The organism is Sphaerisporangium sp. NPDC049003 (assembly GCF_043197795.1).
GTDB lineage: Bacteria > Actinomycetota > Actinomycetes > Streptosporangiales > Streptosporangiaceae > Sphaerisporangium.
Genome location: NZ_JBICTU010000021.1, coordinates 156,353 through 176,977, shown reverse-complemented (window position 1 = coordinate 176,977; position 20,625 = coordinate 156,353). Strand labels below are relative to the sequence as shown.

The following is a 20,625-nucleotide window of genomic DNA, read 5'->3' as shown; positions in this document are numbered from 1 at the left end:
CCGCGCGGGCACCTGCTCACGGACAGCCGTAAAGGGCCCGGACGGCGTCCAGGTCGGCCGCGCTGAAACCGATTCTCTGGCCGATCGAGACGGGGGCCGAGGGCTCCAGGGTGTCCTTCCCATTCCTGCTGAAGAAGGTCCTTCCGTACAGCATGACCGAGCCGTAGTCGAGCGGGGTGAAAAGGCGGTTCTGCGGAAGGGCGAGTTTCTTGAACTGGGACTCGTATCCCTTCGCGACGTTCTCCAGGTGAACGGTCAGCGCTGCGTCGCGGTCGGAACGGGAATGCTCGTGGAGGAATCCTATCGCGTGCAGCAGCTCGTGAATGGCGATGCCCTTCCGCTCGCACCCCTTTCCGATCGATACATCCTGCGGCTCGGGGCCGATGCGCCCCACGTACGAATAACAGCCGTCACCGGGGAAGATCTTGAGATAACCGGCCTCGGTCGTACGAGGGACGAAACGCACGCAGGTGTTGTCGTGGAAATCCCGCATCGCCTGGCCGATCGCCTCGCGGGCGGGCGCGGAGAGCTCGGGGGAGAGGACGTAGGGCACCTTCCTGTCCGGCCACAGGGCGCCGGCCTGCGTCGTGGCCGCGCCCTCCGGCACCCGGCAGTCCCCCGGCCGCAGGGGAGCGTCGGGGGTCGGCCTTTCCACGGAAGGCGGAGTGTCATAGGTGACCTCGGGAAATACGCCCGGCATCTGGATCTTTCCCGAGGCCGCCTCGGCGGGTGTTCCGATGACGATGTCACCCTCGGTCACGGCGTGCCCGTCGATGTCGACGTACTCGATCGTCTGGGGCTCCCCGGTTATATCCGGAGTGGTAATGGAGAAGGACGGACGTCCCGTCTGCTGCTCCCATAGCGGATCGAACGGGTCCTCTTCGGCGGCGGCCGGTGACGCCCCCACCGCCAGTACGAAGAGCGCGACCGCCAATACAGCGATATGTCTCATATTTATGCTCCTGGAAGTGTCCGTACCATTTACGGGCCGTCCCATGAAAAATACCCCGATGGCAACCTGGTACTCCAGGAAGGGCGGGTGGTTGATTCCGATAACCCAGCTGCAAGCTCCTACTCGCTCCGAGAATTCGGAGAATCTCCGCTTTATTCGTACTTTAAGTATTTCGTGCTAGGTGCGTGCCCGAGCGTGGCGGATCGTCGGGATCCCGGCGCCCCCGGAGGTCGACCCTCGGGGGCGGCTCGCCACCGCGGGACGTTCAGCCAACGTCCAGTTAGGGCTTAGGCAGTTCTTATCGCCCGTTTGTCATCATTGATTTACCGGTCCGAAGCCGGCCGTCGCCAAATGGGCGACGAGTGCGGATGACCCTGGGGGAAGAGATGAGCACCGAAGACCCGCGTGAGCAGAGCAGTGACACCACTCCGGCCGAGGCGCCGGGTTCGCGTGGATGGACCCAGTTCGGTCAGACCCCGCCGGAGGCGGGCGCCTTCCAGCCCCGCTGGAGCGGCTCCGAACGGTTCGCCGGGGACACCGAGATCATGCCTTCCCAGGCGGCGGGCACGGCCCCCCCGTGGTGGACGACCGGCCGCAAGGCGGTGGCCGGGCTCGCTCTCGCGGCGGTGGCCGTGGGAGGCGGGGTCGCGGGGGCCTTCGTCGCGACGGCGGCCGTCGGGACCAAGACCGTGATCTCCAGCCCGATCGTCAGGCCTGCGTCCGACGCCAGTGTGACGACGGTGGCCGACGTGGCACGGGCCGTGCAACCGTCGGTGGTCTCCATCACCGTGAGCAGCCAGGCCGGTCAGGCCGAGGGCTCCGGCGTGGTGCTCTCGGCCGACGGACTGATCCTCACCAACAACCACGTGGTCGCGGGCGCCGGGCAGAACGCCAAGGTCCAGGTGAAGTTCAGCGACGGCAAGAGCGCGACGGCGACCGTCGTCGGCACCGACCCCACCACCGACCTCGCGGTCGTACGGGCGGAGAACGTCTCCGGGCTGACCAAGGCGACGCTCGGCGACAGCGACAAGCTGAGGGTCGGCGACGCCGTCCTCGCCATCGGCAGCCCCCTCGGGCTTGAAGGCTCGGTGACCGCCGGCATCGTGAGCGCGCTCGACCGTACGCTGACCGTCGGCGACCAGTCCCAGCAGCAACAGCAGCTACCGCCCGGCTGGGGTCAGGGCGGCCTCGGCCAGGGTCAGCAGCGGCAGCAGAGCGGCACCACGATCGGCGGCGCGATCCAGACCGACGCGGCGATCAACCCCGGCAACTCGGGCGGCGCGCTCGTCGACGCCTCCGGCCAGGTGGTCGGCATCAACAGCGCCATCGCGACCAACGGAGGCGACGGCAACATCGGCGTCGGCTTCGCGATCCCCATCAACACCGCTCACCAGGTGGCCGACCAGCTCATCAAGTCGGGCAAGGCCACGCACGCCTTCCTCGGGGTCAATCTCGCCGACGCCACGGGCGACGCCCAGGGAGCCGTCATCGGCTCGGTGCAGTCCGGCAGCCCGGCCGACCAGGCGGGACTCAAGGCGGGCGACCTGATCACGAAGATCGACGGCAAGCCCGTGGCCGGGGCCGACACGGTGGTGGGCGCCGTACGCGGCTACCAGCCGGGCACCAAGGTCACCCTGACGTACGTCCGGGACGGCTCGACCTCCACGGCCACGGTCACCCTGGCGGAGAAGACGGTCACGAGCTGACCATCCGAGCTGGATTCGCCGCCGGGACGCTGCGGGCCCGGCGGCGAATCCATGTCCGGGGCCCCGGGGAAGGCGTCAGGAGAACCTGCGGCCCTTGGCGACGCCGGGGCGCGGTACGGAGGTCAGCCGGGCGTGGCCGTCAGGGCCTCGGAACGCCACAGGTCCCGGTAGTAGCCGGGCACGGCCACGAGCGCGTCGTGGCGCCCCCGCTGCGTCACCCGCCCGCCTTCGAGGACGATGATCTCGTCGACGCCTTCGAGACCGTGCAGGCGGTGGGTGACCAGCAGGGTCGTACGGCCGTGCGTGGCGTCGAGGAGGTCGGCCATCAGCGCGTCCGCCGTGGCCGCGTCCAGGGCCTCGGCGGGCTCGTCCAGGAGCAGCACCTCGGGGTCGTGCAGCAGCGCGCGGGCCAGGGCGAGCCGCTGGAGCTGACCGCCGGAGACGGTGCGCCCGTCCTCGCCCAGCGTCGCGTCCCATCCGGTCCGCTCGACCCACGCGTCCAGGCGCGCGCGCCGCACGGCCAGGGCCAGCTCCTCCTCGCCGGCCTCGGGGCCGGCCAGCCTGAGGTTGTCGCGGACGGAGGCGCGGAAGACGTACGGGTCCTGCGTCAGGCCGGTGATCCTCGCCCGCACCTCGTCGGGCGGCAGGTCGCGGACCCCGGTGCCGTTGATCCGGATGTCCCCGGACTCGAAGTCGGCGGTGCGCATCAGCGCGGACAGCAGCGTGCTCTTGCCCGCCCCGCTCGGCCCCACCACGGCCACACGCCTGCCGGGGGTCAGGGTGAGGGAGACGCCGTCGAGCGCTGGAGCCCGGCCGGGGGCGTGCCGCACCACCAGGTCGTCCACCTGGACGGTAAGCGGACCCTCCGGCGGGGGAGCGGGCGCGGCCGGCTCGGGGACGGCGGGCGGGGTGGCCCTGATCTCCCTCAGCCTGCGCAGCGCCGCGGTGACCCCGGCGAACCGCTCGCCCGCGGCCGCCAGCGGCAGGATCGGCTCGAACGACACCAACGCCGTCAGGGCCAGGACGGCGGTGGCCACCTGGCCGGCCCCGGCGCGCTGGGCGACGAGCACGATCGCCGCCACGGTGAGGCCCTGGACCAGCATGCCGAGCGCGAGCGCGGCCGCGTTGGCCCTGGACTGCCGCCGTTCGAGCGCCGCCAGCTTCGCGCCGGCCCGCGCCGAGGCCGCTAGGGCGTGCTCCCCGGCCCCGTAGGCGGCCAGGTCGGCGCTTCCGTGCACCAGGTCGGCGACCCGCGCGGCGAGGTCGGCCCGTGCGGGGGCGAGCCGGGCGGACCGGCGCCGGGCGGCGGCGGCCGTGCCGGCGGGCAGCAGCAGCCCGGCGGCCAGCAGCCCCGCGAGCAGGACGAGCGCGGCGGCGGGCAGCAGGAAGGCCCCCAGCGTCACCGCCGCGACGGCGGTCACCGCGGCGGCCACGGCGGGCAGCAGGCAGCGCACCAGCAGGTCCTGCACGGCGTCGGTGTCGTCCACCATCCGGCTCAGCAGGTCGGCCCCCCGGTGGCTGAGCGGCCCGGACGGGATGAGGGCCTCGTACAGCCTCTCGCGCGTGGACGCCTGCGCGCGCAGGGCGACATCGTGCCCGGCGAGGCGCTCGCCGTACCGGAACAGGCCGCGGCTGGTCGCGAACGCGCGTACGGCGACGATCGCCACGCTCAGTGCGGCGAGCTGCGGCTGCTCGGCGGCCCTGGTGATCATCCAGGCCGCCGCCGCGATCAGCCCCAGCGCGGCGAGCTCGGCCGCGGCGCCGGCCGCCGCGGCGGTCAGCAGCCTCCCGGTCATCCGGCGGATGTTCATCGCGCCCCCTCCGCCCATGCGTCGTGGTCCGGCGCACCGGTGCCCGGAACCGGGCCCGCGCGGACGACCCGCCGGGACACGAGCCGGTCGGAGACGATCCTCCCGGCGTCGACGCGGATCACCCGGTCGGCCAGATCGATCATGGCGGGGCGGTGCGCGACGATGACGGCCGTGCGCCCCTCCGCGAGGGTCCTGGTCGCCTCGACGATCGCGGCCTCGCTCCTGCCGTCGAGGCGCGCGGTCGGCTCGTCGAGCAGCAGCATCTCGGCATCGGGGCGGCAGAACGCCCTGGCCAGCGCGACACGCTGCCGCTGGCCCGCCGACAGGTCCGCCCCGCGCTCGCCGACGACGGTCGCGTACCCCTCGGGGAGCGCCTCCACGAACTCGGCGGCCCGCGCGGCGGCGGCGGCCGTGCGGACGTCCTCGGGGGAGGCGGGCGAGCCGAGCCGGATGTTGTCGGCCACGGAGCTCGCGAACAGGTGGGGCCGCTGCGGCACGAACGCGAGCCGCCGGCGCCAGGCGGGAAGGTCGAGCGCCGTCAGGTCGGTCCCGCCGACCAGGACCCTCCCCTCGGACGGCGTCACGAAGCCCAGCAGCAGGTGGAGCAGGGTGCTCTTCCCCGCGCCGCTCTCGCCCACCAGCGCCACGCGCTCGCCTGGCGACACGACCAGCGACACCCCGTCCAGCGCGGCGTCCTCGCGGCCCGGGTAGCGGACCGTGACGTTCTCCAGCCGGATCTCCGGCACGCCCGGGGCCGGCGCCGCGTCGCCGCCCGCGCCGGTGACGGGCTCCCCAAGGACCGCGAAGGCCTGGTCGGCGGCGGCGACGCCCTCCATCGCGGCGTGGAACTTCGTGCCGACCGCGCGCAGCGGGATGTAGGCCTCGGGGGCGAGCAGCAGGACCAGCAGGGCCGTACGCAGGTCCAGGGAGCCCGACAGCAGCCGCAGCCCGACCGGCACGGCGACCAGGGCCAGGGACAGCGACGCGACCAGCTCCAGGACCAGCGAGGACAGGAACGCGACCCGGAGGGTGCGCATCGTGGCGGACCGGTGGGCGTCGGCCACCTGCCGGATCACCGTCGCCTGGTAACGCGCCCGCCCGAACGCGCGGAGCGTCGGAAGACCGCGGACGACGTCGAGGAAGTGGCCCCCGAGCCGCGACAGGGCCCGCCACTGCCGCTCGGTGACCACCTTGGTCTGCCATCCGACCAGCGCCCCGAACACCGGGATCAGGGGAAGCGTCACCAGGACGATCACGGCGGTGCCGAGATCGGCCGCGAACAGCCGCACCAGCACGGCGACCGGCACCACGCCGGCCACGGCGACCGCGGGCAGGTAGCCGGTGACGTAGGGGTCGAGCGCGTCCAGGCCGCGCCCCGCGAGCGTGACCAGCTCGCCTGAGCGGTGCGAGGTGATCCGGGCGGGCCCGAGATCGCGCAGCCGGGACAGCAGCCGCGCCCGCAGCACCGACTTCAGCGCCGTGGCCGTACGGCCGCCCGCGACCCCGTTGAGCCACCCGAGCAGCGCCCGCGCCACCACCACGCCGGCCAGGGGGAGCAGCGCCGCGGCCGTCAGGCCGCCCGACAGCACGCCGGACAGCAGCTCGGCCTGCGCCAGGACCAGCAGCCCCGCGAGCACGGCCGCCGCCACGCACGTCAGCAGGTGACGGCGGACCGTCCGCTCCGTGCGCGCCAGCAGTACGAGATCGGTGTGCATCGGTTCCCTAGAAGAACGACGGTATGCGGGCGGCGGCGCCGGTGGCCCGGGTGGGGCCGAACGTGCGCCATACCCATACTTGCGCCCCGACCAGGATGGGTGCGAACGGCAGGACCATGAGACTGAGCACATTCAGCGTCGCCGGCGGCGCCACGTGTCCGAGCAGTGACGGTACGGACACGGCCAGTGGCACCGCTGCGGGCAGGGCCGTCACGACGGCCGAGAGCAGCAGCCGCCGTCCGGTGCGCCGCGCCTCGCTCGGGGCCGACAGCCGCCACGCGGAGAAGGCGCGGCCGTGGAAGCAGAACGCGGCGGCCACCACGGCGCCGTACAGCAGGCCGAGGAGGTCGAACGGACGGCCCGGCAGCCCCCGCACGATGGAGGCCAGGGCGATGCCCCAGGTCAGGGCGAGCCCCCAGGAGGCGGCGCAGAGGACCAGGTCCCAGAACGCCCGCCAGGCGCCGCCGTCGAGCCTGCGCCGGAACCACAGGCCCGCGTCCCGCAGCACCCAGCACACCAGCAGCGCCACCACCAGGGGATAGAGCCCGCCGATCACCGTGCCTTCGAGGACGGGGAACGCGCCGAACAGCGTGCCGATGACGGCGACCAGCCAGATCTCGTTGGCCAGGACGAACGGGGCAATCGCGGCGACCAGGCGGTCACGGTGCCACTGGCGCGTGCCCGGCTCCCCGGCGCGCTCGCGGGCCCGGCTGAGCAGGGGAAGCATCATGCCCACGCCGATGTCGAACCCTTCCAGGGCGAAGTAGCCGATCAGCAGCACGGCGAGGGCCGCGAGCCAGATGATCTCCATGGGGGGAGCTCCTGAGGGGTTTGTGAGGGGGTCACAGGACGAGGGCGGACGCGGGGGCGGGCTCGGCCGGCTCGGCCGCGCCGAGGTCGACCCGCGTGGGGCCGCGCCGCACGGTTCTCGCGATAAGCAGGTAGTCGACGACGGCGAGCAGGCCGAGCACGCCGGCGAAGGCGAAGAGCGAGAAGGTCACCATGCCCTTGGTGAGACCGGGTGACATGGCGTCGGCCACGCTGAGCTCGCCGTACACGAGCCACGGCTGGCGGCCGGCCTCGCGCGCGAGCCAGCCCGTGATCGCCGCCAGGAACGGCAGCGGGGTCATGATCATCAGCAGGGGGTGGACCCACCGGAAGCGGGCGAGGAGGTTCCTGAACAGCAGGGGCAGCAGGACGAGCATCACGAAGAACTGGACGAGCTGCCCGATCGTGATCATGGTGCCGAGCGCCGGCCCGGCGACCGCGCCGTCGAACTTGCCCGGCTGGATGCCGGCGACGAAGCCGAACTGGGCGTAGCCGAAGCCGACCGCCAGCGTGGTGCCGATGAACGCCCACACCACGCCGGTGCGCAGCGACCTGCGGAAGAACTCCTGCTCGGGGGTCCTCCTGAACAGCTGGTAGGCGCTGCCCCCGATGACCACGAAGCTGCCCGCGAACAGCCCGGCGCCGATGACGTGGGGGAACGCCATGACGAGGCTGGGGTTGGCGAGCAGCGCCCCGAAGTCCACCAGGGCCAGGTGGTCACCCTGCCGGACGGTGCCCGCCGGGTGCTGGAGGAACGAGTTGGCGACCATGATCCAGAACGCGCTCGCGTAGGCCGTCAGCGTCACCAGCCAGATGCACGCGAGGTGCGCCTTCTTGGGCAGGCGGTTCCACCCGAAGATCCACAGCCCGAGGAAGGTCGATTCGAGGAAGAACGCCACCAGCGTCTCGATCGCCAGGGGCGCCCCGAACACGGCGCCGGCGAAGTGGGTCAGGCCACTCCAGCTCAGCCCGAACTGGAACTCCATCACCAGGCCGGTGAACACGCCGAGCGCGTAGTTGATCACGTAGATCTGGCCCCAGAAACGGGTCATCCGCTCGAAGACCGGCTTGCCGCTGATGGCGTGGCGGGTCTGCATGATCGCGACGAGGGGGCGCTGCGCAGGCTGGAGCGCGTGGGACACCTCACGAGCGAGTGGGCGACGGTGGGCGGTCGCAGGCGCCGCACCTACCGGCTCACCCCGTCCGGCCGCGCGGCCCTCGCGGGCGAGCGATCGGCCTGGCAGGCGTTCACCGACGCCATCGGCAGCGTCCTCGCCCCCCGCGGCTCCGCTACCTGAGGATCGTGGCCTTCCGGGCGGGGACGCCCCGGGAGACGATCAGGCAGCGGGTGGCGGCGCACAGCAGCCAGCCCAGCACCAGGTAGCTGAGGACGGATGCCGCCACGCCCGGGGGATAGTCGTCGAAGCCCGCCCGGCCGGCCGAGCCGCCGAGCGTCAGGGCCAGCGATATCGCGCCGATCGCCGGCACCTGGATCCACAGCAGGATGCCCATGGCCCGGGTGACGAGCTCGGGACGGGCGATCCTGCGCAGCCGCCCCGCGAGGACGATCAGGGCCAGGGCGGCGAGGACGCCCATGCCGAACTGGAACACGTCGAGGAAGCGCGCGAGCGGCGAGAACCAGGCGGGCTTGACCTGCGCGGCGACCGACGCGTCCTCGGGGAAGACCATCCAGATGCCGCTCCACATGAGCGTCATCAGCGGCACGGTGACGAACACGACCGCGGCCGTCCTGCGGCCCTGGTGCGCGGCGAGCTCTTCCTGGTAGCCGGGCGCGATCTCCGCCACCGCCCCGAACTCGGCGACCGCCAGCCGCTCGGCCTCCACCGGGTCGAGCCCTTCGGAGAGATAGGACTCGGCGGAGTCGGCCAGGCTGTCGCGGGCCTCGGTCACCAGGTCGCGCCTGACCCGCCGGGGCCCGCGCAGCGTGCGGCCGAGCGTGGTCACGTAGTCGTCGATGACACCGGCGCTCGCCATGTTCTCCTCATGTCCCGCCCGCGATGAGTCTCGACCCCATTGTGTCGTCCACGGGGGGAGGGCCGGAATCCGGGGAATCCCTGACCCGCCCCTGGGGCCGGGATCGCTCGCGGCCGGTCGGGCGTACCCGGTGTGTTGGGTAGGAAGCTTCCTACGTATTATCCCTGACATGCGTATTCATCACATAGGCCACCGGCCGGCGCCCGAGGGTCCGGTCGCGGGATGACCGACGTGTTCGCCGCCCTGGCGAGCCCGGCCCGGCGGGAGCTGCTGCGCCTGCTCCGCGATGAGGGCGCACAGCCGGTGCGGCGGCTCGCCGGCCGGTTCGCCATGGCGAGACCCAGCGTCTCCGAGCACCTGAGGGTGCTGAAGGACGCGGGGCTGGTCACCGAGCGCAGGAACGGGCGCGAACGCCTGTACAGCCTGGAGACGGCTCCGCTGGCCGAGGTCAAGGACTGGCTCGCGCCCTACGAGCGCTTCTGGCGCGAGCGCCTGACCGGCCTGCGCGACATTCTCAACACGATCGAGGACGAATGAGCGGCAACCCGATGTTCCCCGAGGACGGCCCGGAGGACGACCTCACGGCCGTCCACGTGGTCGAGTTCCTGCCGCACCCGCCCGCGAAGGTCTGGCGGGCGCTCACCGAGCCGGAGCTGATCGCCCGATGGCTGATGCCCAACGACTTCAAGCTGGAGCTCGGGCACCGCTACACCATGCACACCATGCCGATGCCCGCCGTCCGGTTCAGCGGCGTGGTCGCCTGCGAGGTGCTGGAGTTCGAGGTGGGCAGGATGCTCCGGATCAGCTGGGCGGACGCGGGCAGGCGTGACGAAAACGGCCTGGACTCCACCGTCACCTGGCGGCTGGAGCCGGAGGGCCGGGGCACCCGGCTGTTCCTCGACCACGAGGGCTTCGACCCCCGTGACCCCTCGCAGCGCCTGTCCCGGAGGATCATGGGCGGCGGCTGGAAGTCCCGCCTCTTCCGCAACCTGGAAGCGGTCCTGGTCCACCTCCCCTGAGAGGCCCGGGGGGATCCGAGCGGGGTCAGCCCGCGCGGACGGCCGAGACGTGCACGGCGGGGACCGGGCTGGGGGAGCGGTGGCCGACCGGGCGCCTGGCCGGATGGGCGCCCGCCGACCAGAACACCGCCACGGCCGCGACGGCCGCCACGAGCGCGACCCAGCCGGCGGTGCGGCCCATGCGCAGCCCGTACCCGCAGGCCAGCCAGTAGGCCGACAGCGCCAGCCTGGCCCGCCCCCGGCCGGTCGCCAGGCGGCGCATCTCCATGGCGCCGAAGGCGAAGTCCGCCGAGGTCCTCTTGTCGTCCACGCCGCGCCGCACCCGCTCGTACAGGGCCGCCAGGCGCCCGGCGTCCAGGGGCTGCTCCACCCTCGCCGACCAGCCGCGCCAGGCCTGCTCGTCGGCGAGCACGCGGCGGTTGGTCCACCACAGCACGGGCGGCCAGCGCAGGCCCAGGCGTACGCCGCGTGGCGTGGCGGCGAAGACGCAGTCCGTCAGCCGCAGGGCCTCCGGCCTGCGGAGCTGGGCCAGACGGCAGGCGCTGAGGTCCGCCCCGGCCAGCGTGAGCGCGACGGCGTCCAGGCGGTCGAGCGACAGCACGCGCAGCCGCCCGGCGCGCCGGGTGACGGCCGAGGGCCCGGCGAGGACGGCCTCCCGCAGGTCGAGGTCGGCGTCCGACAGCCGCGCGGTGAACCGCCCGGAGATCCTCGCCGCCCGCAGGTCGACGGCGCAGCCGGCGGTGTCCAGCTCAAGGGGCGCCGAGGCGTGGACGCCCGACAACGTCAGCCTGCGGCCGACGTGGACCTGGGTGAGGAAGGCCGAGTTGTGGAAGCGGGCCCCCTCGAACCCGGCCGTGCCCGCGAAGACCGCCTTGCGGTAGGAGACCGCACGGTGGAAACGGGCGCCGCGGAAGATCGCCTCGCCGTCGAACATGGCCCCGTCGAACGCCGCGAACCCGTGGAACTCCGCCCCGAGGAAGGACGCGTCCTTTCCGAACCTGGCCTCGCCGAAGAGCGCGTCCCTGCCGATGCGGACGTGGTCGAACGCCCCGTGCCCCCGGACGCGGGCCTCGTGCATGGAGAACTCGCGGGAGAACCCGGCCTCGCGGAAGGACGCGTTCCTGGTGAAGCGCGTGCCGAAGAAGGAGGCGAGCCGGTCGAACCGGGCGTGGTCGAAGGTCGCGTCGCCCGCGAAGACCACCTCGCCGAACCGCGCCGCTCCCGTGAAGGTCGCGTGGTCGAACCTGGCCCGGCCGAGACGGCGCTCCGTCGCGTCCAGGACGCGGGTGAGCAGCTCCTCGCCGATGATGGTGCCGCGCAGGTCGACGCCCTGCCCGGGGGTCAGCCCGCGAAGCGCCCCGTCCAGCTCGTCCGGCGTGAGGTGCGCCATGCAGCGGCCGTACGGCCCGCACGCGGTCCCGACGCACTCGGGGGAGGCGTCGCACGTCTTCCAGCCGACGTCGAGGGACAGGATCTTCAGCAGGGGCGTCATGCCAAAGTCATACCCAATGTCAGGTAACAGGTTACTAAATCGTGATGGAAAGCTGACACAGGGTGCCGGGGTTGGACGATGTCGCTGGTCCGCTAGATCTAAGGACGCCAAGTCTGACGACGACTAGTCGACATGAAGTGTCAAGATTCCCTTATTTCATCTTCTATCTAGTTCTAGTATGAGATTCAAGGGTTTTGGGGCCTTACGCTCCCGACCATGCGTGCACTATCCCGGGCGTTCGCCGCCCTACTGGCAACCGGCGTTTCGGTCGCCGGTATCGCCATCGTTTCCTTGTCCCCGGCATCCGCGGAGCCGGGGACCGTTGTGATCAGCCAGGTGTACGGCGGGGGCGGCAACTCCGGCGCCCCGTTCACCAACGACTTCGTGGAGCTTTTCAACCGCAGCGGAAACACCGCCTCCCTCAGCGGCTGGTCGCTGCAGTACACCAGCGCGACCGGCACCGGGAACTTCGCCTCCAACAAGGTCGACCTGTCCGGCTCGCTGGCGCCGGGGCAGTACCACCTGGTCCAGCTCGCCGCCGGCACCACAGCGAGCGGCGCGCTGCCCGCGCCCGACGCCACCGGCGGCCTCAACCTGAGCGGTACGGCCGGCAAGGTGGCCCTGGTCCGCTCGGCCGACGGCCTCGCCTGCAACGGCGGCTCCGTGGTCTGCACGGCCGAGCAGCTCGCCCTCATCGCCGACCTGGTGGGATACGGCACCGCCAACTTCTCCGAGGGTTCGCCTGCCCCGGCCCTGACCAACTCCACCGCGGCGCTGCGCGCCGGTGGCGGCTGCGTCGACACCGACGCCAACGCGGCGGACTTCACCGCCGTGGCCCCCGCGCCCCGCAACTCGGCCACCACGCCGGCTCCGTGCGAGCCGACCCCGACCGACAGTCCCGGGGCCACGGACACGCCCACGGCGACCCCCACCGACACCCCGACCGCGACGCCCACGTCGACGCCGTCGGACACGGCCACCCCCACGCCGAGCCCGACGCCGACCCGTACGGGTCAGCCGTGCGCGATCCCGGCCACCCACCAGATCGCCCAGGTGCAGGGAAGCGGTGACACCACCCCGCTCGCCGGCCAGGAGGTGCGCGTCGAGGGCGTGGTGACCGGTGACTTCCAGGGCACCGGCCAGTTCGGCGGCTTCTACATCCAGGACCCGACTCCAGACGCCGACCCCGCCACCTCCGACGCGGTGTTCGTGTTCACGAACAAGCCCGCCGCCGTGGGCGACCGGGTTCTGGTCAGCGGCACCGCCGTCGAGTTCAACGGCCTCACGGAGCTGACCTCGGTCTCCTACGTGGACGTCTGCGGCACCGGCACGATCAAGCCGACCAAGGTGAAGCTGCCGCTGGCCGAGGGCGCGAGCCTGGAGCCGCTGGAGGGCATGCTCACCACGTTCCCGGCGGAGCTCACCGTCTCCGAGGTGTACAACCTCGGCCGCTTCGGCGAGATCACGCTCGCGTCGAACGGGCGGCTGTTCCAGCCCACCGACCGTCCCAACATCGACCCCGCGCTCAACGCGCGGCGGCGGATCCTGCTCGACGACGGATCCAACGCGCAGAACCCCGCGACCCTGCCCTACCACACCAACGGCTCCAACACCGTCCGCGTGGGTGACGCCACCACCGGCCTCACGGGCGTGCTGACCTACGGCTTCAACTTCTACCGGGTGCAGCCGACCCAGCCGGTCGTCTTCACGGCCGCCAACCCGCGCCCGTCCAAGCCCGCCAAGGTCGGCGGCAACGTCAAGGTGGCCAGCCTCAACACGCTGAACTGGTTCACCACGCTGAAGTCCCGGGGCGCCACCACCGAGGAGGAGAAGCAGCGTCAGCTCGCCAAGCTCGTCTCGACGCTGAAGGGCCTCGACCCCGACGTGGCCGGCCTCATGGAGGTCCAGAACAACGGCAGCACGGCGCTGAACACGCTCGTGGACGCCCTCAACGCCGAGGTCGGCGCGGGCACGTACAAGGGCATCCTCTCCCCGGTGCCGGGCACGGACCTCATCCAGGTCGCGGTCATCTACAAGCCCGCGGTCGTCAAGCCGGTGGGCGCCGCGCAGTCCTCGACCGACCCGGTGTTCCGCAGGCCGCCGCTGATCCAGGAGTTCAAGCGGGCCAAGGGCGACCCGATCCCGTTCACCATGATCGTCAATCACTTCAAGTCGAAGGGCTGCGAGGACGCGACCGGAGCCGACCTGGACCAGGGCGACGGCCAGAGCTGCTTCAACGCCGAGCGGATCCGGCAGGCCAACGCCGTGCTCGGGCTGATCGACACGCTCAACCTGACCAACCCGGTCGTGCTCGGCGACCTCAACGCCTACGGCGAGGAGGACCCGATCCACACGCTGGAGGCGGGCAAGCTGGTGAGCGTGAGCAAGAAGTTCATCGACAAGCAGGACCGCTACAGCTACCTCTTCGACGGCCTGTCGGGTGAGCTCGACCACGTGCTGGTCGGCAAGCAGCTCCTCAAGAAGGTGACCGGCGCGACGATCTGGCACATCAACGCCGACGAGGGCCGCTTCATGGACTACAACACCGAGTTCAACCCGCCCTACCTGTACTCGTCCGCGGCCTTCCGCTCCTCCGACCACGACCCCCTGCTCTTCGGCATCGACCTGAAGAACTGATTTCAACCCTCTGAATCTCCCTACGAGACCTCTGCGGACCGACCGGCCCGCAGAGGTCTCGTCGCGTCACGGAGCCTCTACGCCGCCATGCGGGATCATCTGGGCGGTCCTGATCCGCGGTGCGACGTGACAGGAGTGGACGAACCCGGTGCCGGGGCGGCACGAGGATCTCTTCTTCCTTCGTGCCCGGTGGCGGGCGGGGTGGCGAGGTGAGGAATTCGCGTACCGGGTAGATGGTTATGCCGATCGAAAACGACGAGAACACGAGACGAGGAACCACCTGTGGCGACCATCGCGGTGAACGAGACCAACTTCAACGAGATCGCCGACGAGGGGATCGTCCTCCTCGACTTCTGGGCCGCCTGGTGCGGGCCTTGCCGGACCTTCGGGCCGATCTTCGAGAAGGCCTCCCAGAAGCACGAGGACATCACCTTCGGCAAGATCGACACCGAGGCCGAGCGCGGTCTCGCGGAGGGCTTCGAGATCACCTCGATCCCCACCGTCATGGCGATCCGCGACGGCATCGTGGTCTTCGCCCAGCCGGGCGCCCTTCCCGAGCCCGCCCTTGAGGACCTGATCAGGCAGGTGCGCGCGCTCGACATGGAGGCGATCCGCAAGGAGATCGCGTCCGACATCGACGCCGGGATCGCCGAGGGCCCCGAAGACGGCCGCAGGCCCTGACCGGCCGCTCACCCCACCCCCGGCCGATCAGGCCGGCGCGGACGGAAACCGGGGCCCTCCCATGAGGTGGGAGGGCCCCGGCCGGTGTCCAGGGCTCAGCTGGAGCGGTAGAGCTCGGCCACCCGGAAGGCCAGGTCGAGGGACTGACCCCGGTTGAGCCGCGGGTCACAGGCCGTCTCGTAGCGCAGCGCGAGGTCTTCCTCGACGATCGCGTGGCCGCCGCCGACGCACTCGGTGACGTCGTCGCCGGTGAACTCGATGTGGATGCCCCCAGGATGGGTGCCGAGGGCCTGGTGGACCTCGAAGAAGCCCGCCACCTCGTCGAGCACGTCGTCGAGCCTGCGGGTCTTGTGGCCGCTCGGCGCCTCGAAGGTGTTGCCGTGCATCGGGTCGCAGATCCAGGCGACCTGGGCGCCGCTCGCCTGGACCTTCTCGACCAGGGTGGGCAGCGCGTCGCGGACGCGGGAGGCGCCCATGCGGGCGATGAAGGTCAGCCGCCCGGGCTCGTTGGCCGGGTTGAGCTTGTCGATGAGCGCCAGCGCGTCCTCGGGGGAGGTGCTCGGCCCCAGCTTGACCCCGATCGGATTGCGGATGCGGCTGAAGAACTCCACGTGGGCGCCGTCGAGCTGGCGGGTGCGCTCACCGATCCAGACCATGTGCGCCGACACGTCGTACGGCAGGCCGGTGCGGGAGTCGACGCGGGTCAGCGCCCGGTCGTAGTCGAGGATCAGCGCCTCGTGGGAGGAGTAGAACTCGACCGTGTGGAACTCCTCGGGATCGGCCCGGCAGGCGTGCATGAACGCCAGGGCATGGTCGATCTCGCGCGCGAGCTGCTCGTAGCGGCGGCCCGCCGGGGACTCGGCCACGAAGTCCTGGTTCCAGGCGTGCACCTGGCGCAGGTCGGCGTACCCGCCCTTGGTGAAGGCCCGCGCGAGGTTCAGCGTGACGGCCGAGGAGTGGTAGGCGCGCAGCAGCCGCGACGGGTCGGGGGTGCGGGACTCTGGGGTGAAGTCGAACCCGTTGACCATGTCGCCCCGGTAGGCCGGGAGCTCGACGCCGCCGCGGACCTCGGTCGCCTTGGAGCGCGGCTTGGCGAACTGCCCCGCCACGCGGCCGATCTTGACGACCGGGACACGGCCCGCGTAGGTGAGCACGATGGCCATCTGCAGCAGCGTCCTGAGCTTGTCGCGGACGTTGTCGGCGGTGGCCCCGGCGAAGGTCTCGGCGCAGTCGCCACCCTGCAGGACGAAGGCCTCGCCACGCGCGACGGCGGCGAGGCGGTCTTTGAGCTCGTCGCACTCGCCGGCGAACACCAGCGGAGGCAGGCCCTGCAACTCGGTGACGACCCGCTCCAGCGCGGAGAGGTCGGGCCAGTCGGGCTGCTGGGCGGCGGGCAGCTCCCGCCAGGAATCCAGGTTGATCGGTTCGGCGCTCACCCTGAAAGGCTATTGCACCAACCCCTCTTAACCGACCGGGTGTCCACTTCGTGAGAAGGCGGGTCCCGGTACGGGCGGCGGGGCTGGTCAGCGTTCGCCGGTGCTCGCGGCCGAGGGCGACCGCACGTGCTCGGGCAGGACGCCGTAGCCGATGAAGCGGCGTGCCATGGCCCCGATCAGCGGGAGGCGGGACGTGCTCACGGGCAGCCGCAGCGGCTTCGCCGAGCCCTTGAGCACGGGCCTGATCAGCCGGTTCTGCACGAGGCGCTGGGCGGCCTGCGTGATCACCGTGGGGACCGTGCGGCGGCGCTGGACCCTGCGCAGCAGCGACTCCGGCACCTCACCGGCGAGCAGAGGGCCGCTGAGCAGGTTGGCCGCCGCCACCGCGTCCTGGACGGCCAGGTTGATGCCGACTCCGAACACCGGCGACATCGCGTGGGCGGCGTCCCCGATGAGGAGCAGGCCGGGCCTGTGCCAGCGCCGCAGGCGGTTGAGCAGGACCACCAGCACGCTCACCTCATCGAACCCCCGCAGGCTCTCGGTGCGGCCGGCGAGGAAGGGCAGCAGCGCGCCGACGGACGCGCGCATCGCCTCGATGCCGTCCGCCTGGAGCAGCTTGTAGCCGCCCTTCGGGATGAGGTAGGCGAGCTGCCAGTACGTCGTCCGGTTGATCGCGACCATCATGTGGCCAGAGGAGACGCGCAGGAAGAAGTCCTCGGGATCGCCCTTTTCGCGGGGGAGTCTGAACCAGGCCACGTCCATGGGGGCGCCGCGCTCCACCGGCACCAGGCCCGCCGCCCTGCGCACGTCGGAGTGCCGCCCGTCGGCGCCCACGGTCAGGGTGGCGCGAAGCTCGTGCTCGCCCTCGCCGTCGCGGTAGCGGACGCCGCGCACCGCGCCGCCCTCGCGGATGACCCCGACGACCTCGGCCTCCATGATCAGCCGGAAGGACGGGTGGCGCCGGGCCGCCGCGACGATCAGGTTGAGGAAGTCCCACTGCGGGACGAAGGCGATGTAGGGGTACTTGGTCTTGAGCTCCCTGAGGGAGGCGAGCTCGATCACCCGGTCGTCGGTCCAGATCGACAGGTCGTACGCCTTGCGGTGGGCCAGGGCGTGGAACTCCTCGGACAGCCCCAGCTCGTCGAGCACCTGCAGGGTCGAGGGATGGATCGTGTCCCCCCGGAAGTCGCGCAGGAAGTCGGCGTGCTTCTCCAGGAGCGTCACCTCCACGCCCGCGCGGGCGAGGAGCAGCGCCAGCACGGCCCCGGCGGGGCCTCCTCCGGCGATCACACACGTGGTCGGCATATTCATCACCCGTTGAAATCATCGCACACATCGCCTTCCTGACAAAGCCTCCCCAGCAGGAGGCCCGGTGGATCCCGGTGGCGAGGCATAACCCGATGACTCCGGGGCAGTCGGTCGTCGGCCCCCCAAAGGGGCTTGGCACCGAGGCGACTTGGAGTTGAGGTCACATGATCGTGCTGGGCCTTCTGTTCATCGTCATCGCCGGCGCGGCCCTGGTCGCGGTCGCGAACGACGCGACCGGCGGCGTCACGGCGTCGATCCAGGTCCTGGACCGGACCCTGGAACTGAGCAAGCTGGAGCTCTTCCTGGCGGGCGCGGCCACCGCGGCCGTTTTCCTGATCGGCCTGATGATGCTCACCGGCGGCATGCGCCGGAGCGGCGCCAAGCGCAGGAAGCTGCGCGAGGCCCGGGTCGAGACGCGCGACCGCGTCGCGCGGCTGGAGGAGGAGAAGCGCCGGCTTGAGCGCAAGCTGGAGTCGGAGTCCTCCGCCGCGCCGGCCGCCGTCCCGGTCGCGGTTCCCGTCGAGACCACGCCCACGGGACGGCACGCCGGTGTGCCCGACCGTGACGGCGACGGCGCCGACGACCGCGACGAGCGGGTCGGCGCGGGCACGCAGCCGGTGCGCGTGGTCAAGGATCCCCACCCCGCCGACCAGCTCGTCGCGGGCAACCGTTCGCCCCGTGACACCGGCGTCTGACATGCCGGCGGAGGTGGGCTCGAAGCGGCCGGCCGCCCGGGGACCCGGTCCCTGGGCGGCTCTACCCGTCCGCCGCCGCCTTTCGAGGCCGGTGGGCCACCGCTGCGTACGGCACGCGCGCGCCCGGCGCCCCAGGGGTCACCACTGCCTGAGGAACGCCAGGCTGTTCGTCAGGCCCGTGGTGGCCAGGTCGCGGATGCGGGCGTAGGAGTCCTCGGGATACTGCCGGGGGCCGTCCTCGACCAGCAGGATGAGGTAGAGGTACACGCGGTAGAGCGCTTCGCGCCTCCGGGCCTCCGGGGTGAGGTCGAGCTTCCCGCCCGCCTCCCGGTAGCCCGCGAGGATCGGATCGTCGTCACTGAGCTCCCCGAAGATCGTCGGGGTGATGAAATCGGCCAGCGGATCGCCCCAGAACGCCCGCTCGTGGTCGATCAGCGCCTGGATGCCCGGCCTGCCCTCCGAAGGCGGCGTGAGGAAGACGTTGCCGGGCCAGACGTCGAAGTGGACCAGCGCGGGGGCGGTCACCTCGTCGAGCACGTGCACGCTGGAGTGGATCCCGCCGGCGACGTCCACCAGCGAGCACGGCAGCGGGGTGGCGTAGCGCACGGCGTCGTCCATCAGAGCGCCCATCATGGCGATGAACGCGTCGCGCCAGGTGGGGCCGGTGAGCGCGGCGTACGGATAGCCGTAGAGCCCCTGGCCGGGGATGGTGTGCAGGGTGGCCAGGTGGCGCCCGAGCTCGTGCCGGAGCGCCCGCTCGTCGGCCTCGCCGAGGGCCGTGGCCTGGTTCCACGGCACCCCGTCGAGCGCCGACATGATCAGGTAATCGCCCCCCAGCTCGGGGTCGTCGAAGCCCGAGTGCAGCAGCCGGGGGAGCGGGAGCCCCGCGGGGCCCGCCAGGTGGTACACCAGCGCCTCGGTGCGCAGCAGGTCGCGCTCGTAGCGGAGCAGCTCCAGATCGGGCGGCGGGGCGACCTTCAGGACGACCTGCCGGCCGTCGTCGAGGGCGAGCCGCCACACCGCGTTGGCGAACCCGTCGGTGAGCTCCTCGGCCGACGCCACCCCCGTCCCCAGCGCTCCAAGGATCAGCGCGTCCAGCTGGGCGGCCGACAGCCGGCGCTTGGTCCTGCTCTCCATCGGTCACATCACTTCGGGTCGTCGAGACGTTCGGGTTCGTGGAAGATCGGGTCTGGGACGGCCGGGGGGCCGGTCGCCGGGGGCGCGGGCGATCAGAGGACGGAGATCGTCCAGCTCGCCTCGTGCTTGCCGCCCGGGTCGAGCACCACCAGGTCGGTGCCCGAGTTGAAGGCGTCGGGCGGGCAGGTCATCGGCTCGACGGCGATGCCTCGGTGACCGAACCCGGTGCCCGTGCAGACCTGCACCCACGGCATCGACGCGGCCTCCCAGGAGATGCCCACCCCGCCCTCCTGGCCGCGCAGCCGTACGTGGGCCGTGCCGCCGGGGTCGGCGGCGAGCCCGGTGAACGCCTCGTCGACCACGGTGCCGCCGAGCGGCCTCGGGACCCGGAAGTCGAACGCGGTGCCGGCGACGGGCTCCAGCGTGGTCGGCAGGAGCACCTCGTCGGTGCGCAGCACGCGCTCGGCGGGCAGTTCGAGCTCCCAGCCCTCCTCCGCGCCGCCGTCGGCGATCAGCCAGGGATGGGGCCCGCAACCGTACGGGGCGGGGCGGTCGCCGATGTTCTCGGCGGTGAGCGTGGTCGTCAGGCCGTCGGGGCCCAGGGCGTAGCGCACCTGGAGCGCCAGGCGGAAGGGGTAGCCGGGCGACGGCTCGATCGTGCGCGCCAGCCGTACGAACCCGTGGTCGTCCTCGACGCTGAGCAGCTCGACGGCCTCCCAGTCGGCGAACGCCACCAGCCCGTGCAGCGCGTGACCCCGCTCGGGCTCGTTCACCGGGACCTCGAACCGCTCGCCCTGGAAGGTGTAGCGGCCGCCGGCGAGGCGGTTGGGCCACGGGGCGAGGAGGGTGCCGCTGTAGTGAGGGACAGGCCCCCCTTCTGGCCAGCTCGCCACGAGATCGCGGTCGCCGTGCCTGAGCACCCGCAGGGCCGCGCCCAGCCGGGTTATCTCGGCGCGGTAGTCACCACCGTGGAGAACGTACTGAGGCACGGAGAATCCTCTCATCGACGCGCGAACGCAACAATCCGGGCGACACCATGGCGGGCACGCCCCATCATCCCCGTTGCCGACCGGTGATCAAAATTTGACCCCCGCCTCACGGGGCGGTGGGAGCGCTCCCATAGCGCCAAAAGGTAAGGGCTTTTGGCCGGGGAGTCAACTAATTCAGTAAATGCGCCCATCTTCCGCCGGTTTGGCCAAGCGGGCGCCGGGCC

The 20,625-nt window shown here is 71.8% G+C and carries 18 protein-coding genes; 7 read left to right on the top strand and 11 right to left on the bottom strand.

The window, feature by feature from the left end; all coding sequences use genetic code 11:
• Positions 1–16 precede the first annotated feature (16 nt).
• Positions 17–952 carry a M12 family metallopeptidase gene (locus ACGFIV_RS23465; RefSeq protein ID WP_358559664.1) on the bottom strand — a complete coding sequence of 312 codons (936 nt, stop codon included), beginning with the start codon at positions 950–952 and terminating at the stop codon, positions 17–19.
• Between the two features lie 386 nt (positions 953–1,338).
• Here ACGFIV_RS23465 and ACGFIV_RS23460 point away from each other — a divergent pair, with 386 nt between their 5' ends.
• The gene (locus ACGFIV_RS23460; protein ID WP_392837628.1) at positions 1,339–2,658 is read left to right on the top strand and encodes a S1C family serine protease; all 1,320 of its coding nucleotides are present in this window, start codon (positions 1,339–1,341) and stop codon (positions 2,656–2,658) included.
• 122 nt (positions 2,659–2,780) lie between these two features.
• Here ACGFIV_RS23460 and cydC read toward each other — a convergent pair whose 3' ends face one another.
• From cydC to ACGFIV_RS23440, 4 genes are read right to left on the bottom strand one after another with little or no spacing between them, the layout of a single operon-like run.
• Positions 2,781–4,469: a thiol reductant ABC exporter subunit CydC gene (cydC, locus tag ACGFIV_RS23455; protein ID WP_392837626.1), complete on the bottom strand. Its 1,689-nt coding sequence runs from the start codon at positions 4,467–4,469 to the stop codon at positions 2,781–2,783.
• A complete protein-coding gene (cydD, locus tag ACGFIV_RS23450; RefSeq protein WP_358558378.1) occupies positions 4,466–6,184 on the bottom strand; it encodes a thiol reductant ABC exporter subunit CydD in 1,719 nt (572 codons plus the stop codon). The genes cydC and cydD overlap by 4 nt, the downstream gene beginning before the upstream one ends.
• A 7-nt stretch (positions 6,185–6,191) precedes the next feature.
• The gene (locus ACGFIV_RS23445; RefSeq protein WP_358558376.1) at positions 6,192–6,995 is read right to left on the bottom strand and encodes a cytochrome d ubiquinol oxidase subunit II; all 804 of its coding nucleotides are present in this window, start codon (positions 6,993–6,995) and stop codon (positions 6,192–6,194) included.
• Positions 6,996–7,026: 31 nt separating this feature from the next.
• The gene (locus tag ACGFIV_RS23440; protein WP_358558375.1) at positions 7,027–8,109 is read right to left on the bottom strand and encodes a cytochrome ubiquinol oxidase subunit I; all 1,083 of its coding nucleotides are present in this window, start codon (positions 8,107–8,109) and stop codon (positions 7,027–7,029) included.
• On the opposite strand from ACGFIV_RS23440, the gene ACGFIV_RS23435 reads away from it, so the two are divergent.
• Positions 8,095–8,310: a helix-turn-helix transcriptional regulator gene (locus ACGFIV_RS23435; RefSeq protein WP_392837622.1), complete on the top strand. Its 216-nt coding sequence runs from the start codon at positions 8,095–8,097 to the stop codon at positions 8,308–8,310. The genes ACGFIV_RS23440 and ACGFIV_RS23435 overlap by 15 nt on opposite strands.
• Here ACGFIV_RS23435 and ACGFIV_RS23430 read toward each other — a convergent pair.
• Entirely contained in the window at positions 8,303–9,007 is a 705-nt protein-coding gene (locus tag ACGFIV_RS23430; RefSeq protein WP_392837620.1) for a permease prefix domain 1-containing protein, read from the bottom strand. The two genes, ACGFIV_RS23435 and ACGFIV_RS23430, sit on opposite strands and share 8 nt — an antisense overlap.
• 222 nt (positions 9,008–9,229) lie before the next feature.
• On the opposite strand from ACGFIV_RS23430, the gene ACGFIV_RS23425 reads away from it, so the two are divergent.
• Both ACGFIV_RS23425 and ACGFIV_RS23420 read left to right on the top strand, forming a co-directional pair.
• Entirely contained in the window at positions 9,230–9,544 is a 315-nt protein-coding gene (locus ACGFIV_RS23425; RefSeq protein ID WP_358558371.1) for a metalloregulator ArsR/SmtB family transcription factor, read from the top strand.
• The gene (locus ACGFIV_RS23420) at positions 9,541–10,026 is read left to right on the top strand and encodes an SRPBCC domain-containing protein (protein ID WP_358558370.1); all 486 of its coding nucleotides are present in this window, start codon (positions 9,541–9,543) and stop codon (positions 10,024–10,026) included. The genes ACGFIV_RS23425 and ACGFIV_RS23420 overlap by 4 nt, the downstream gene beginning before the upstream one ends.
• A gap of 25 nt (positions 10,027–10,051) precedes the next feature.
• Here the strand turns inward: ACGFIV_RS23420 and ACGFIV_RS23415 are convergent, their stop codons facing one another.
• Positions 10,052–11,518, bottom strand: a complete 1,467-nt coding sequence (locus ACGFIV_RS23415; RefSeq protein ID WP_358558369.1) for a pentapeptide repeat-containing protein — start codon at positions 11,516–11,518, stop codon at positions 10,052–10,054.
• Between the two features lie 216 nt (positions 11,519–11,734).
• Here ACGFIV_RS23415 and ACGFIV_RS23410 point away from each other — a divergent pair, with 216 nt between their 5' ends.
• The gene (locus ACGFIV_RS23410) at positions 11,735–14,155 is read left to right on the top strand and encodes an ExeM/NucH family extracellular endonuclease (protein WP_358558368.1); all 2,421 of its coding nucleotides are present in this window, start codon (positions 11,735–11,737) and stop codon (positions 14,153–14,155) included.
• Between the two features lie 282 nt (positions 14,156–14,437).
• Positions 14,438–14,836 carry a thioredoxin domain-containing protein gene (locus ACGFIV_RS23405; protein ID WP_358558367.1) on the top strand — a complete coding sequence of 133 codons (399 nt, stop codon included), beginning with the start codon at positions 14,438–14,440 and terminating at the stop codon, positions 14,834–14,836.
• A 95-nt stretch (positions 14,837–14,931) separates the two neighbouring features.
• Here ACGFIV_RS23405 and ACGFIV_RS23400 read toward each other — a convergent pair whose 3' ends face one another.
• Together ACGFIV_RS23400 and ACGFIV_RS23395 are read right to left on the bottom strand one after the other, a co-directional pair.
• On the bottom strand, positions 14,932–16,272 hold the full coding sequence (locus tag ACGFIV_RS23400; RefSeq protein WP_358558366.1) for a class II 3-deoxy-7-phosphoheptulonate synthase: 1,341 nt from the start codon (positions 16,270–16,272) through the stop codon (positions 14,932–14,934).
• 87 nt (positions 16,273–16,359) lie between these two features.
• Positions 16,360–17,577 (bottom strand): FAD-dependent oxidoreductase, encoded by a 1,218-nt coding sequence (locus ACGFIV_RS23395; RefSeq protein ID WP_392837616.1) that lies wholly within the window; start codon positions 17,575–17,577, stop codon positions 16,360–16,362.
• A 167-nt stretch (positions 17,578–17,744) separates the two neighbouring features.
• Here ACGFIV_RS23395 and ACGFIV_RS23390 point away from each other — a divergent pair, with 167 nt between their 5' ends.
• Positions 17,745–18,275, top strand: coding sequence for a hypothetical protein (locus ACGFIV_RS23390; RefSeq protein ID WP_358558364.1), 531 nt, complete (start codon positions 17,745–17,747; stop codon positions 18,273–18,275).
• A gap of 138 nt (positions 18,276–18,413) precedes the next feature.
• Here ACGFIV_RS23390 and ACGFIV_RS23385 read toward each other — a convergent pair whose 3' ends face one another.
• The gene (locus ACGFIV_RS23385) at positions 18,414–19,412 is read right to left on the bottom strand and encodes a phosphotransferase family protein (protein WP_392837613.1); all 999 of its coding nucleotides are present in this window, start codon (positions 19,410–19,412) and stop codon (positions 18,414–18,416) included.
• A gap of 92 nt (positions 19,413–19,504) precedes the next feature.
• Positions 19,505–20,401 carry an aldose 1-epimerase family protein gene (locus ACGFIV_RS23380; protein WP_358558361.1) on the bottom strand — a complete coding sequence of 299 codons (897 nt, stop codon included), beginning with the start codon at positions 20,399–20,401 and terminating at the stop codon, positions 19,505–19,507.
• Positions 20,402–20,625: the final 224 nt, after the last annotated feature.